The sequence below is a fragment of the Listeria goaensis genome, assembly GCF_900186125.1.
Classification (GTDB): domain Bacteria; phylum Bacillota; class Bacilli; order Lactobacillales; family Listeriaceae; genus Listeria; species Listeria goaensis.
The window spans coordinates 34947-49717 of sequence record NZ_FYBQ01000011.1 but is presented as its reverse complement, the minus strand read 5'-3'; the positions used below and the strand labels follow the sequence as shown (position 1 = coordinate 49717).

At 39.3% G+C, this 14771-nt stretch carries 16 protein-coding genes; 4 read left to right on the top strand and 12 right to left on the bottom strand.

From position 1 onward, the window contains the following. Positions 1–52: 52 nt before the first annotated feature. From CFT42_RS11960 to CFT42_RS11915, 10 genes are all read right to left on the bottom strand, one after another. Positions 53–568, bottom strand: a complete 516-nt coding sequence (locus CFT42_RS11960) for a GNAT family N-acetyltransferase (RefSeq protein ID WP_088816218.1) — start codon at positions 566–568, stop codon at positions 53–55. A gap of 1 nt (position 569) precedes the next feature. Then, positions 570–1670: an iron-containing alcohol dehydrogenase family protein gene (locus tag CFT42_RS11955; protein WP_088810881.1), complete on the bottom strand. Its 1101-nt coding sequence runs from the start codon at positions 1668–1670 to the stop codon at positions 570–572. Continuing rightward, positions 1655–2722 carry a sensor histidine kinase gene (locus CFT42_RS11950; protein ID WP_088810880.1) on the bottom strand — a complete coding sequence of 356 codons (1068 nt, stop codon included), beginning with the start codon at positions 2720–2722 and terminating at the stop codon, positions 1655–1657. The genes CFT42_RS11955 and CFT42_RS11950 overlap by 16 nt, the downstream gene beginning before the upstream one ends. Positions 2723–2727: 5 nt before the next feature. After that, positions 2728–4470 (bottom strand): adenine deaminase, encoded by a 1743-nt coding sequence (ade, locus tag CFT42_RS11945; protein WP_088816217.1) that lies wholly within the window; start codon positions 4468–4470, stop codon positions 2728–2730. Positions 4471–4485: 15 nt separating this feature from the next. Beyond that, a complete protein-coding gene (locus CFT42_RS11940) occupies positions 4486–4947 on the bottom strand; it encodes a hypothetical protein (RefSeq protein ID WP_088816216.1) in 462 nt (153 codons plus the stop codon). Between the two features lie 16 nt (positions 4948–4963). After that, positions 4964–5854: an NAD-dependent epimerase/dehydratase family protein gene (locus tag CFT42_RS11935; protein ID WP_088810877.1), complete on the bottom strand. Its 891-nt coding sequence runs from the start codon at positions 5852–5854 to the stop codon at positions 4964–4966. Between the two features lie 75 nt (positions 5855–5929). Continuing rightward, positions 5930–6607, bottom strand: a complete 678-nt coding sequence (locus tag CFT42_RS11930; protein ID WP_088810876.1) for a response regulator transcription factor — start codon at positions 6605–6607, stop codon at positions 5930–5932. A gap of 159 nt (positions 6608–6766) precedes the next feature. Continuing rightward, positions 6767–8746 carry an ABC transporter permease gene (locus CFT42_RS11925; protein ID WP_088816215.1) on the bottom strand — a complete coding sequence of 660 codons (1980 nt, stop codon included), beginning with the start codon at positions 8744–8746 and terminating at the stop codon, positions 6767–6769. After that, the gene (locus CFT42_RS11920; RefSeq protein WP_088810874.1) at positions 8733–9503 is read right to left on the bottom strand and encodes an ABC transporter ATP-binding protein; all 771 of its coding nucleotides are present in this window, start codon (positions 9501–9503) and stop codon (positions 8733–8735) included. Before CFT42_RS11920 ends, CFT42_RS11925 begins: the two co-directional genes overlap by 14 nt. Before the next feature lie 119 nt (positions 9504–9622). Beyond that, on the bottom strand, positions 9623–10126 hold the full coding sequence (locus CFT42_RS11915) for a hypothetical protein (protein ID WP_244169969.1): 504 nt from the start codon (positions 10124–10126) through the stop codon (positions 9623–9625). A 182-nt stretch (positions 10127–10308) separates the two neighbouring features. On the opposite strand from CFT42_RS11915, the gene CFT42_RS11910 reads away from it, so the two are divergent. Next, a complete protein-coding gene (locus tag CFT42_RS11910) occupies positions 10309–10812 on the top strand; it encodes a shikimate kinase (RefSeq protein ID WP_088810873.1) in 504 nt (167 codons plus the stop codon). 69 nt (positions 10813–10881) lie between these two features. Here CFT42_RS11910 and CFT42_RS11905 read toward each other — a convergent pair whose 3' ends face one another. Then, positions 10882–11421 carry a molybdate metabolism regulator gene (locus tag CFT42_RS11905; protein WP_369821473.1) on the bottom strand — a complete coding sequence of 180 codons (540 nt, stop codon included), beginning with the start codon at positions 11419–11421 and terminating at the stop codon, positions 10882–10884. An 81-nt stretch (positions 11422–11502) separates the two neighbouring features. Continuing rightward, positions 11503–12378 (bottom strand): hypothetical protein, encoded by an 876-nt coding sequence (locus tag CFT42_RS11900; protein ID WP_088816214.1) that lies wholly within the window; start codon positions 12376–12378, stop codon positions 11503–11505. Between the two features lie 183 nt (positions 12379–12561). Here CFT42_RS11900 and CFT42_RS11895 point away from each other — a divergent pair, with 183 nt between their 5' ends. The 3 genes from CFT42_RS11895 to CFT42_RS11885 are packed head-to-tail and all read left to right on the top strand — an operon-like array spanning position 12562 to position 14711. Beyond that, the gene (locus CFT42_RS11895; RefSeq protein ID WP_088810871.1) at positions 12562–13197 is read left to right on the top strand and encodes an ATP-binding cassette domain-containing protein; all 636 of its coding nucleotides are present in this window, start codon (positions 12562–12564) and stop codon (positions 13195–13197) included. Positions 13198–13210: 13 nt separating this feature from the next. Continuing rightward, positions 13211–14380: an ABC transporter permease gene (locus tag CFT42_RS11890; protein ID WP_088816213.1), complete on the top strand. Its 1170-nt coding sequence runs from the start codon at positions 13211–13213 to the stop codon at positions 14378–14380. Between the two features lie 46 nt (positions 14381–14426). Further along, on the top strand, positions 14427–14711 hold the full coding sequence (locus CFT42_RS11885) for a hypothetical protein (RefSeq protein WP_088810869.1): 285 nt from the start codon (positions 14427–14429) through the stop codon (positions 14709–14711). Positions 14712–14771: the final 60 nt, after the last annotated feature.

Sequence of the window (14771 nt, the reverse complement as noted above, 5' to 3'; positions counted from 1 at the left end):
CCATTTCAAACATGGTTGTTACTGAATTTATGCCTCTTTTTTTCGCACTCCTTTACACTTGGTTAAACGCATCGGGATAGCTAACTTCTCCGCTAAAATCAGTTAAGCCGCCCGGATACAATTCAAGCGCTAAAAAGTTTTCTTCCGGGACATCAAACGGTGCAGAAATCCCAAAATCAGCAGCTTTCTTAAAACCAAATTTAGGATAGTAAGACGCATGGCCGAGCACGATAATTCCCGGATATGCTTTGGCACGCGAAAGCCGAATGCCCTCCTCAATGAGCGCACTCCCGACCCCTTCGCCTTGAAATTCTGGCAACACCGAAACCGGTGCAAGACCAAGTAAAACGCGTGTTTCCCCTTCTCTTTCAAGAAAAATTTCACTAAGCAAGGCGTGACCGACAAGTTGTCCGTCTAACGTTTCAGCGACAAGTGAAAGGTCACAGACATACTGCTCCGTTTCACGAATTAAATCCACTAACTTAGCTTCATCTTCGCGACCAAAAGCGCGTTTATGAATCTCAAAAATTTCCCGATTTTCCTCCTGCGTTTCTATCCGTATGTTCATTTTATCTAACCTGCTTTTCCATTCGATATTTTTCAAGCCCAAGTATCGCTTGCTCGACTTTATCCGCAGTTATTTCACCCGGCATCATATGAATTGTTTCGCCCGCCTCTGTCGCACGAGTTGAAACAGCGCGTATATCGCTTTCAGAAAGCGACTCCGTCAACATATCGGCAAGTGAAGTCGGCAAACCAAGCGCCGTATAAAATGGCAGTAACCGTTCCAATTCATCAAAACGATTTTCAAGAACGAGTTGAACGAACACGCCGTACGCAACTTTATTCCCATGTAAGATAGAATGTGTTTCTGGAATCATTGTGAGTGCATCGTGAATTGAATGTGCGCCAGCCGTTCGGCCATAGCGGTCACCAAAGCCACCCACCATTCCAGCAACTAAAATATTCGTTTCAACCGTTTTAATAAACGCATCATTTAATTCGCCCGCTTCCATTGCAGCAATTGCCGAAACGCTAAGCTCTAACAGATTTTCCCGACATTTATTCGCTGCAAAGTAAGCAATTTCAACTTCAACCGGCAGATTTTCCAGCTGGGAAATGATGACATCCGCCTCGTACCATTTCGCAAGCGTATCACCAATTCCAGCAATCATTAGCGAGATTGGAGAATGCAAAATGATTTCCGGCTCAATTAAAACAAGCGCGTTGCTTTCAGGGAACACATCGTAGCAAATCATAGCGCCGTTTTGATCATACATGACGCTAAGTGGTGTCGCTGCCGCACAAGTCGAAGCAAGTGTTGGTAAAATAAGTACTGGCATGCGTAACACATGCGCAGCCGCTTTCGCTAAGTCCGTTATTTTCCCACCGCCAACTGCAATAATCGCTTCAAATTGTTTTTCTTGAACGAGGCGAACAATTCGGTCGCGCTCTTCGTAGGTGCAGTCGCCATTATATTGTTCAAATGAAACGGTCACCTCTGGCAAATCAGGAAATTTCTCCTCAGCCACTTCCCATGACTTGTCGCCATGCAAAACGAGGACTTTTTCCAAACGACGTCTTTTTAAATGTTCCGGTAGCGTTTTCCATGCGCCCGTTGTACAAACATATTCTTGCGGTGCTCCGCGTACAATCAATTCTTCAACCATGATGAATCCTCCTCCAAATCTTTTGCCACTAATAAATAGTCTGCTTTTCTTGCAAAGTGAAGAATGAGCTCCGTGAACTCTCCTTCACTCGATTTAATTTCCACGCTGTGGCCGAGCTTTTTCGCCATTTGTTTCGCCAAATAAAGCCCAATGCCCGTCGCTTTCTTTTCTTTCCGACCAATCATGCCCGTGAAGCCTTGCTCAAACACGCGCGGCAAATCTTCTTCACTAATGCCACGACCGTTATCCCAAATATGCAAATCGATGCGCTCTTTTTCCTCCTCACACCAAATCTTCACTTCGCCACCCTCAGGCGTATACTTCAAAGCATTTGAAATAATCTGGTCCAAAATAAACCCAAGCCACTTGCTGTCCGTCCGCACATCAACGTTCACATCGTCCATCGAAAGCTTTTTCTTCCCGGAAATAAACAGCCGCGAATGGCGCTTAATCGACTCCCTAACAACACTTCCAAGATTTTGTTCTTGGATAAAATAGTCTTTTGCAAATGTGTCAAGCCGGGAGAAGTACAGGGCTTGCATCACTAATTGATCCACCCGGTCAAGCTCCTCATCGACTTTCGAAAAAATCGTTGCAGTATCATTCAAATCCGGATTTTTAATCAGCATTTTACTAGCCACAAGTGGTGTCTTAACTTCATGCACCCAGTATAAAATAAAATCATGATATTCTTCTTGCTTATCTTGAAGCGCCGTCACCGTTTTTTGTTCTTCTCGATGTTTTTTGCGCATCAGTTCATTGAAGAAGGCTTGCTCGCTCGTACGCGGTTTCGGTAAGAGTTCGATAATATTTTCATCGATTTCCCCATCAACAAGCTCTTTCATTTCTTGCCAGTACCGATATTTAAAAATATAGCCGAGAATCAGGTAGGCGACTAAAAACATGAACACGAAAAAGTATAAATAAATAATATTGCCGAGTGTTAGTTTACTGTTTGGGTCAATGTAAATTAAAAGACCAACAAAAAACATGACGATGAAAAAGAAAAATAAGAAAAAGCGTTTATCGCGTACATAGCGCCACCAAGTCATTTAGCTCACCCTTTCTCGTCAATTTCAAGTGGAACAAAATCAAATTTTTGGAAATCAAACAGCCCTTGATCGGTAAGTTTATATTCTGGAATGACAGGCAAAGTAAGAAACGATAGCGTAAGAAACGGATCAAATCCGCGCGCCTGACTAATCGTCTGGAACACACTTAAAAGCGTTTCTAAATCGGCTTGCACTTTTTCAAACGGGGCATGTGTAAGTAGGCCCGCAATTTCGAGGCGCAACTCGCCAAGCAATTTGCCATTTGCAACAACGACAACGCCGCCGCCAATTTCCGTTAAACGACGAATCGCAAAATCAATGTCCACATCATTCATACCAACCGCCACAATATTATGAGAATCATGGGCTACAGTGGTCGCAATGGCGCCGTTTTGCATACCGAAACCTTTCACAATGCCTAGGCCAACATTTTCCGTTCCTTTATGCCGCTCCACAACGACCATTTTAGCTAAATCGCGGGAAGCGTCGGGAACAAATTCGCCGTTTTTGAGGTCCACAGTGGCGGTTAAACGCTCGGTGAATAAACTGTTTGGCAACATGCCCATCACGCGTACGTTTTCCGATTTCAAAGTGAGTCGCAAATCTTTTTTCGTTAAGCGATGTGTGATTTTTGGCGATACAAAATTGGTATCCGCTTTTCCGAATTTTTCTTCCAAGCGAATGCCGTCCTGAACGAGTAGCTCTCCTTTTTTGAAAACTTTTGTAATCGCAACATCCTCCAAGCGTTCGAGGAAAACAAGATCCGCTTGGTAGCCGGCTGCAACCGCCCCCAAATAAGGTAAATTATGACAGTTTGCAGCATTAATTGTTGCCATTTGAATCGCTGTAATCGGCGCAATCCCGTGCGCAATCGCAAGCCGAATATTGTAATTAATCGACCCCTCCCGAACTAAATCCGGAATTAATTTATCATCTGTACAAAAACAAAAACGGTGACTGTTTTCAATTCGCACAGCCTGAATCGCTTTTTCTAAATCGCGTCCAACAGTTCCTTCACGAAGCATGACAAACATGCCCGCCTGAACGCGGTCTAGCGCCTCATCGCGCGTCGTACTTTCATGGTCCGTCCGAATCCCAGCCGCCAAATAATTATTCAAGTTATCGCGCGTTAAGCCGGCCCCGTGCCCATCAATGCGCCCGCCATTCGCTTTCGCATCAATGATTTTCTGTAAAATATCAGCCGAGCCTGATGCGACCGACGGAAAATCCATCACTTCCGCAAGCCCAATGACTTTCTCATGTGTATAAAGCGGCTTTAAATCTTCCGCAAGAAGTGTGGCCCCGTTGTTTTCTTGGGGCGTTGCTGGGACAGAAGATGGTGACATGACAAACATATCGATTGGCGCGTCTTCTGCATCTGCTAGCATAAATTCGATTCCCGGAACGCCTGCCACATTGGCGATTTCATGTGGGTCCGTCACAATCGTTGTGACACCATTTGGCAAAAGTACACGGGCAAACTCGCTCGGTGTAATCATGGCGCTCTCCACATGGACGTGGGCATCTATAAAGCCAGGCGCGATATATTGCCCTTTCGCATCAATAATTTTAGCAGCCTCTTCAAACGAGCCAATGCCGGCGATATAACCGTTTTTAATGGCAATGTCGCCCTCCATAATTTCTCCTGTAAAGACGTTGATAATTCGACCATTTTTAATAATACAATCCGCCTTCGCCCGATGATCACTGACGGCAATGCGCTCACGCAAACTTTGAACTGTTTCCAACTCGAAATCCTCCTCTTATTTTTGTTCAAAAAAACCTTCGTCGTTTAAATAGCTTTCCGCGGCTTCAATCGTTGGGAATATCGCTTCCACATTTTCGAAAGCGTAAACAATCCACATTTTATTTTCATAAATTAAGGACAGTTTTTCATTAAATTCATCAACATACGTTATTTCTTGCCCTTCTTGGAATATATCCCCGTCGCTATCCATATATGCGATTGCGGCTTCGATGAGCCCGACTAATTCGGATTCGCTTGCTTCAAAAACGTTGAAATAACCTTGTTTATCAAGCGTATCCGCATCTAAATACGGCGCATACACATAGCCATTTCCGTTAGGATGTAAATGTTTAATTAAGATGGACTTATCACGTTTACTTTCTGGATAATGATAATTCACACGCCCAAGCGAAATCGCTTTTTCCTCTAATTGGGTATACCGGGAAATAATTTGTTTTTTCTCTTCAAAAGTTAGCATCGTCTTCTCTTCTTTCTTATTTAAAATCTTTCGCTAGCATTTGTTCTTTGGCAACAACTGGTAGCCAGTCATGGACATCTTGAAAGATGAAGCCAAGATTTTTAGCTTTTGTATTGTCTAAATAATACGATTTCGGAATATCAAACGGCGATTCGTTTTCATCATCAGTTTCCGAAACATCAGCAACATGCGCTTTTTTCTGCGTAATTGTTTCTAATGTTTCGATTAATTCGCTAAGCTTGTAAACACCATTTGACGCCGCGTTTATCGGGCCAGTAAAGTCTGACTTCGTGCCGATAAACGCAAGAAACCGCGCAGCTTCGTCTGAGGTAATAAACCCGATTTCCGCCTCCTCGTTTTGGAGCCCGATTTCTGTACCATTCATGATTCTTGATGTATGAAATTGCAGACGCTTCGTGTAATCATCGGCGCCAAGCACGATTGGAAAACGTACAGCGACCACGTCGAAATCCGCTTTCTGGCAATATACCGCTTCGCCGAGACGCTTCCCTTCGCCGTAATCAAAGTCCATGCGGTCGCCAAGAATAATTTCGTAGTGCTTGCTATCAAAATCTTCTTCCAAAAGCGCCCGTCCTTTTATCCCGTAAACCGAAAGAGAGGACGTATAAATCAGCCGCGTTTTCTTGCCTTTAAAGGCTTGAATTAAATAAAGCGCATCTTGCGGTGAAAAACAAATATTGTCATAAATTACATCAAATTGTTCATTTGCCAGTTGAAATAAATCTTCGCGCCGCTCGCGATTTAATTTTAAATGCCTCACACCAGCTGGAATAGTCACATCCGCCTTGCCGCGCGTCACAATCGTCACACGGTGCCCCTCCGCTTGCAAAATATCCACAAGACGCTTACCAAAAAAACGCGTACCACCTAAAACTAAAACCTTCATCCAAACCCCTCCTTTTTTTATGTAAAAACAGGAAGTAAAAGTTTCTCGTAGCAAAAGAAACCTACTTCCTCCAATTTATTCAATCATATAGCCCTGCCCTTTTTTCGTCTTAATGAAATCATCTAAGCCAATTTCGGCAAGTTTTTTACGAATGCGCACAACATTAACGGTAAGCGTATTGTCGTCCACAAAACTTTCATCTTCCCAAAGTGCACGCATGATTTCGTCACGGCTAACAATACTGCCTTTTTGTTTCATTAATTCATATAAAATTAAAAACTCATTTTTAGTCAGCTCAATCTTTTCATCAAGAAAAGTAAGCGTGTTTGTGTCGATATGCAAAAAGACATTATTATGTTCCATGACATTGGGCTCTTCAAGTTCAGCATACGAATAAGTACGCCGCAGAAGCGCATTAATTCGCGCCATTAAAACGTCCAAATCGACAGGTTTTTCAATATAATAATCTGCCCCCATATTCATGCCCATAATTTGATCCATACGCGAATTTCTAGAAGACAAGAAAATAATAGGTACGTTCGAAACTTCGCGAATTTGATTGCACCAGTAAAAACCATCAAAGTATGGCAAATTCACATCTAAAATAACCAATTGTGGTTCGAATTCTAAAAACTCATTTAAAATGTTATTAAAATCCTCTACGGTGTGAATATCAAAGCCCCACTTCATCAAATGTTTTTGAATCGTATCGCGAATGACTAAATCATCTTCTACAATATAAACTTTAACCATCGTTTTGCCTCCAATTTCAAACTAACACCACACGACCAGTTCTATTTGTATTTCATTTCGCAGCGCGTATCTGTCTCCATCACCGGATAATGAAATCACCTGCTTTAAAGTAAAATTTCGCTCTTCTCTATTTTAGCTGATTATCGTTATTTTTACCACTTAATGGCGGAAACGCGTGACAATATTCATGTAGCTGTTCACACAAATCCAGTAATAAAAACCATAAAAAATGCAGTACACACTTGTGACGATAATGACAGGCCACTGCAAGCTATAATCGATATTTCTTGATAGCCCAATCATGGCAATCATGCTGTGTGAAAGGCCAAGTAAGAGCGGGATAATAAACATTGGCGCAATTTGTCTAGAAACAACACGCCTTAATTCTTTTCGCGTTAAGCCCAGTTTAAAGAGTGTCGTAAATTGATTTTGCTCTAAATAGGCGTCCGTCACTTGTTTAAAGTAAATGATACTGCCTGTTGCCATGAAGAAAACCAGTCCAATAAAGACGCCAATATAAAGAATCGTTCCCATTAAAATCGACACCATGTGATAGTTGGAATAATAGCTTGAAAAGTTTTCCGACCATAGATTTATTTTTCCTTCTGTGGCCATTTGAATTTTATTTCCTAAAGCTTCGGAATGATCGACTTCTGTCACATCATAGATGGAAACTTTTTGCGTGCGTAACTCTCCTGTAAGTTGATTATAAAACGCATCACTAACAACAAGCATCGCATCTGCAAAACCAGCATTAAAAATCGGATAATAGCGAAAATCGGTAATCGTGACATCGCCTAGTTTTTTTGTTTTATCGGTTGAAACAATTTTAAATTCTTCGCCTAGCAATTGTTGTACACGCTTATCACGTACATTGCTCATTGATTTTCCAACAAAAACAGCTTCACCCGTTTTTAAATTGTGAATGGGTTTATTATTCCTGTTTTCTACTAAATTAAGACGATTAAATTCTGATTCTGTAATGAAAGAAAACGTAGCTTTATTTTGATAGTAATCATACGGCATTTGGTCGAGTTCTTGCTCAACGTAAGCATCAATATAAGCACTTCTTGTCATGTAATTTAAATTATGATTCTTATCGCGCTTAATAATTCGCTCCACTTCAGCTTCTTTATTTGGTGTTAAATTTAAAAGTTGATAACTACTTGGATTTTCTTTTTGCACTTGATCGATGGTGATGTAATAGAAGCTACTAATAGCGCCGATGATAGTTAAAGTTGTGGCACTTAAAACGGCAATCATGGCTAATGTATTGGCATTTTTTTTCATGCGGTAACGCAGGGATGTGACGGTGATTAAATTTGTTCCGCGATAATAGGCCTTTTTAAAGTTATAAAAATAACGTAACCCGAGTGGCATGGAGTAGCGAATAAAAATCCATGTTCCCAGTATAACTGACCCAAGGATCAATAAAATGCAGTTGCCAAATCCTACTTTTTCCCAAAAAGAAGAATTTACAACGATTTGAAGTGCTAAACAATAGCCAAAGACGATGAAAAGGAGTCCGGCAATGGTCAACATGAGCGAGCCTTTTACACGTTTCTCGCGTGTTTCGGATTTAAAGAGTTCGAGCAAACTGTAGCGAAAAATGATGTACACCGCATAGACTGACGTGACGCCCATGATGAGGAGGAAAGTATAGATGGTGTCTGTAATCGCCTTAGTAGACACAATTAGCTGTGTATCTACGCGTAAGTTGACAATCCAAAAGAGGAGCATAATGAACAGTTTAGAAAAGAAAATACCTGTCAAAATCCCCGCCACAAGCGCGAGCAAATAAGTTAACAAATTTTCAAAAATAATAATAATACTAATTTGCCCTCTTCTTAAACCGAGCAAAGCGTACAAGCCAAATTCCCTTTTTCTTTTTTTTAAAAAGTAGCTATTCGAATAAAAAATGAAAAAGCCGACAAATAAAATAAGAATGACGCCCGCTGATGAAAATAAAGAGTTCCCAACAACTTCCCAGTTTTTGAAAATTTTATTTATAAGCGGATTTTGCGAAAGCGACATAAAGGTAAAATAAATTAATACGCTAATCGCAATACTAATGAAGTAAATCAAATATTGGTTGAAATTTTTTCGCATGTTGGTGACAGCAATTTTAAAAAGCGTCATCAGCTTCACCGCCAAGCATCGCCAGCACATCTAATATTTTTTGAAAAAATTGTTTGCGCGTCGTTTTACCGCGGTGAATTTCAGTATAGATTTCACCATCTTTAATAAATAAGACGCGGTCTGAATAGCTTGACGCAAAAGCATCGTGCGTGACCATTAAAATCGTAGCACTTCCTTGTTCTTTCGCTTGCTTTAAACCTTCCAATAAGTTCGTTGCCGCCTTTGAATCAAGTGCACCGGTTGGTTCATCCGCAAAAATAAGCGCTGGCTTTGTAATCATCGCGCGGCAAACTGCTGTGCGTTGTTTTTGGCCGCCTGAAACTTCACTTGGAAATTTATCACGCAAATCATAAATGCCAAATTGCCTTGCAATCTCTTCAAAACGCACTTCAATTTCAATAGGTGGCACACGATTTAAAGAAAGCGGCAACACGATATTATCTTTTAGCGACATCGTTTCTAATAAATTATAATCTTGAAAAATAAAGCCTAATTGGTCCCGCCTAAACATCGCCAATTCCTTTTGGCGCATATCGGAAAGTGACTTCCCGTTAATTTCAATTTCACCAGAAGTGGGGCCATCAATTGATGACAGCACGTTTAAAAGTGTCGACTTTCCCGCACCAGACGGTCCCATGACACTAACAAACTCCCCCTTTCTCACCTCTAAAGAAATACTATTTAAAGCAGGAAAAAGACTTCCTTTTGACCCGTAAACTTTACGCACTTTATGGGCTTTTAAAATTAAATCTTCCATCGTTTTCCTCCTGATATTCAGTCATCTCGTGTTATTTTACAGTATACCGAAAGATTTGAACAAGGTCTATAGTTGTAGAAAGCTATTTTTTTCAAAAAAAAAAGCAGATATTCTGCTTTTTAGAAAGATAATGCTGGTTCTTCCGACGTTTTACGATTTTCCTCGCCAAATTCCGCCATGCATTCCTGAATAAGCATTTCTAGCTCAGAAAGTGAGATTTCACTATCATACGCGGTAATATCCCACACAAGTTCTCTCTCTTCTTTAATAAACGTATAAATTTCAAGGCGTCCGTGTTGAAAAACTGTTACACGTGGCATTTTTAACTCGAGCTCACAAACGGCAGACCAAGTTTGAAAATCGCCGCGATACGAAATTCCTTCTTTGGAAAGTTCAATAGTCGGCTGCACGTTTAAAAGCCGAAAAAACGGACGCAAAGTCGCCGCCGCTAGAAAAATGAGGAGAATGACTTCCTCCGTTCCCGTAACCCCTTTCAAATGACTAAAACTCAAATATATCAAGACGCAAACAGCCAAAGTCATCAGCACACTTGAAAAAACAAGCCGCCGATTCACCATCAACTTCATCGTCTCACCCGACTTCAATTTAGCTAAATTTCCCATCTTTTCGATCCTTCCTTTATCCACATAACTTCATTCTACACTAAATCCTACTGGATAAAAAGGGGCAACCTCCAAAATCAACATACTGACAAACGATGATTTTCGTTAGTTAGCATCACTTCGAACCATTGACCTTTAATTCTTAGAAGTGTTAAAATACTTGTAAATTGGGGGAGATAAATATGGTAAGACAACTTATTTTAACTGGCTTTATGGGAGCTGGCAAAACGACCATTGGAAAGCTCTTAGCAAACAAAATGGAACTTCCATTTATTGATATTGATAAGGAAATCGAAATCGAACAAGAAAAGTCAATTCGTGAGATTTTTGATACATATGGCGAAGAAGCCTTTCGCAAAATGGAGCGCGGAAAACTTGCCGAATTACGCGACACTTCTGCCGTGCTTTCAACCGGAGGAGGTATTGTGCTAGACGACAACAATCAAGCCTTCCTAATCCGCCACCCCGCGCCGGTTTTTTACTTAAGGACGAGCCCGAAAATCTTTCTACATCGCCTCAGAAACGACACAACAAGACCTCTCCTTCAGGCTAAAACGAGCGAGGAGATAACCGCCATTTTCGAAAGTCGCACACCACTATACGAGCAAACTGCTAATTATGTCATCATAACCGACAATAAAGATCCTTACGAAATTGCCGATGAAATTTTGGCGAAACTAAAATAACCCCTCGCTGCTGCGAGGGGTTATTTTAGACTGAATATGGTGTGAAGCTGTTTTATATTTGATTTTAGTTTACTGTATGCAGCGTTTACACCAAAGTTCTGGTAAAATTGCCGTGTAATCTTTCGTGAATGTCAATAAATCATAAAACATTTGGTCATAATATCCCGACTCGTCCACTTCAATTTCTTTTAAAACATGCAAAGCGTCGAGTGCCTTATCGCGCAAGGCAGGTAAAATATAACCGGTAATTTTAATTTGACCGAGTGCGGCACTAACAGCTATTTTCATGGATAAAAAGGTGTTTTCATCCTGGCTTTCGCGCATTTTTTGAAGCGTCGCAGCATCATAGTCTTTCGGCTCCACAAATGAAATCCCTTTTTCTTCCGCAAAATATTTCGGAAATGCAGATAAATTTAGCCCCTCATCTGATTTATCTTTAAAATAAGACGTTAGGCGATCTAAAACTTCTTGTCCTATAGCGCTACTAAACGGCGCCTCTTTTTGCTCCAAATCATAGTAAATATCCAAGTGAAAGTGCTCTGTAAAGTGCGGATGGCTCGTTTCCTTCTGAATCCCGTTCTCATTATCAAAATACATCGTCATACTCAAAGTCAACTACTCCTTCCATGTGAAGTTCTTCTCATAACGATTGTATCAAATTTTTTTGGAAAAAGCACGAGTATTTTTGTTTCATAGACTTGCCACTTCGATTCCCGCTCCCAACCAGTCTTTCTTAAAAGCGAACGCTGTGTCCACTTGTTGCATGACTAATAAACCGCTCAAAATACGGTCTACCTTCGCTGATATATCTGTCCTATCCTCTGAACTTTCAATCCTAGCGAGCTCACACAATCTAAATTCACATTTAAAAATCATAAGTCCATCTTCACGTGTAATCGCTCGTTTCAAAGTACATTCTAATAAATCTTTTGTTTCACAAAAGCGACCATTTAAACGAAGCCTTTCACAAAAACAGAACCACGTCGCTATTTGTAGCCCCTCAACATTTTGATAACCTTTGTACCGCTCTAACGATTTAAACACCCTGCTCGCTATCACATCAATTTGCGTAATATCAATCATATATAAAACATGACACATTACAATAAGCTCATAATACGTCCACTGCTCTTGTTCAGCTAACGTAACCCATATAGGAAGAATGAGCTTTTGGATAGCTTCATCAGTTTGCTGAGGCATGTATGCCCTTGTTATCGTTTCTAAATAAGCACAAAGTTTACGCTCTTTTTTTATTTCTTTCACTTGGGATAAAAGCTGGTTCATGTTTGTTCCAATGAAATCGCTACCCACCTTCAAAAATTGGTCCATAATTTCATCTAATGCCCTTTTCTGGTATCCCCGGCAAATAAAAATAAGCTCTTCAAAAGAAACTCCGTTATCTCGCAATACTTTTTCAAGTTTTTCCTGTCCAATATTTTGATGCCCACCCTCAATTCGGTACGCATACTTCTCTGACATGCGCTTGCCATAAAAATCCGTAATCGTTTCATTTTTATTTTTACGAACCACACGAAGCGCATTCCCAATTAATTTCGCTATTTCCATCTCGATGTCATCTCCCTTATTCTACTTATCAGTTGAATTTTCGTCGCATATAAATAAAGTATGTTATTCTAAAAAGTAAGGGCAAAACAATGTCTATATTTCATTCAGTGTAACATAAATACACAGAATAATGAACATTAATTTCTATTTACATAGTTCTAACAAGAAAGAATAGGTGAAAAAATGATACAAGTTCAAAACTTAGATATCGTTACACGGGAAACTTTACTAAAAGATAGCAACTTTACTTTTAAAGATGCTTTAATTTATGGAATATCAGCACCAAATGGCTCTGGAAAAACAACACTTTTACGTGTCTTAGCAGGTTTAAAGCCTGCCAATCGTGGACAAATTATTTTTAAAGAAAATCAGCTCTTTTTAAAATCAAAAGACGTCCGTCAAAAGCTTTTTTACTATGAAACTTCCGAATGGTTTAATCCAAACTTATCTGCATGGGACTACTTGCAATTTGTGCAAAAAATGTGGACTAGTACATCTGCTGATTTAGCAGAGATTATTCAATTTTGGGAACTAGAAGAATTTCTAAAAATACCTATCCGCAAATATTCTTTAGGTATGAAACAAAAAACATTGCTTGCGATGTATGCCGTTAGTCAAACAACTTACTGGCTTTTAGATGAGCCCACCAATGGATTAGATTACAAGAATCAAGAACGCTTTGTAACATTCATAGAGCAAGCAAAAGCCAGTGGTAAAACGATTATTTTCACCTCTCATCAGGACGATAAAATGTACGCTATTTCAGATGAGATTGTTCAAATTCACGACCGAAAACTACAAACAACGATAGAAATTTAAGGGGGGGCAACCTATGCAACAGCAAACTTTTTATTTTAAGAAGTTTTTCAAAACAAAGGGAAACTGGATACCACTTTTTGTATTAGTAGCCACCATCTTATTTGTTCTAATTATGAATACAATAACAGAAAAAGAACACGATATGGCTGCTATCGCTGATTTGAACATGTCAATCAATGAGCAAGGTTTTAAAAACAACCAAAAAAAAAGAAATAATGGTGAGTTATCAAAAGAGGATGAACAATTACTTGATGAAAATCAAGTAAGCACTCAACAACTTTTGACTACCTATCAGAAAATTCGCGATTACTATAATTCGGGACAATACAAACAAGCATACGCTTTGAAAATTAAAGAAATCGAAAAATCTATTGCTTTTGAAAAAGAAACCTTTACGGATAATGGAATGGAATCCCTCAATATCCGTGACTTAACCAAATATAAGAAATTACAAGAATTAAATATTAACGAGCAAGTGGAAGATATGGAAACACAAGGATTCACCTATCTTTACCGTATGCTAGTAAATTTCTTCCCTCTACTCATTATTATTGTCAGTTGTTTCGCTCTAACTTCCGTTTTAACAGAACGATTTCATAATGGCTTAGATCGAATGAAATTGATGCCCCTTAGTAGCTTTAGAAATACAACAGAACGCTTAGTTTTTAGTACGTGTGTGGCACTTATCATTTATTTTTTAAGTATTCTTTTTGCGTTTCTTCCAGCAACAGTTTTATCTGGTCTAGGAAGCTTAAATTATCCAATTCTTTCAGAGATGAGTGGTGGATATGTAACCCTTCCTGTTGGAAAATTGTTGCTGGAAACCATCATTCTTCAAATGCTCAGTTTGTTAATTGTCATTTTAGTCATTGATTTAATTAGTAAAATAGTTAAGAAAGCCATGCCCACTTTATTCTTAAGCCTAATTCTCTTAATTGCACCAACGTTTCTTATCGGCAAAGTGGTTTTTCTTGATAAAATAGCTGCTTTTCTACCAATGACTTATTTTAATTCCGGGCAAGTGACAAATTATTTTTTAGCGGAAGCATGTAACAATCCTACTATTACATTTGTTACTGGTGTAATCGTATTACTAATTAGTTTATGTCTTCTACTGGTGATTAATTATTATATAGATTGGAAAGGAGGTGAAAATAGCTCTCACTTTAAGCAAAAAAAATAAACACTTAGTGCTACTATAAACTTACACAAGGGAGTTGTTTACCAACATGAAAAAGGCTATGTACAAGATTGCGCTTGCGCTTATATTAATAACTGGAATTTTAATTACTATCACCCCAGATGCTATGTCAAAATCCGTGTTAAGCTGGCAAAAATATGATATCAATAAATATACTAAAAAACGTACAGTTGTATCAGAGCAATGGAAAAGTGTTCCAAATAACGTATACTGGCATAGTAGTAATGTAAACCGTGCTGGCAGTGGCTGGAATTATAATCGTTATGTTATTACATTAAAATATTTTGATGCGAAAACAAAAAGATATTATTAGAACTATAAGAAATTTTATAAAATACTTATCTACATAATGTATTTAGATATTTCATAAGTT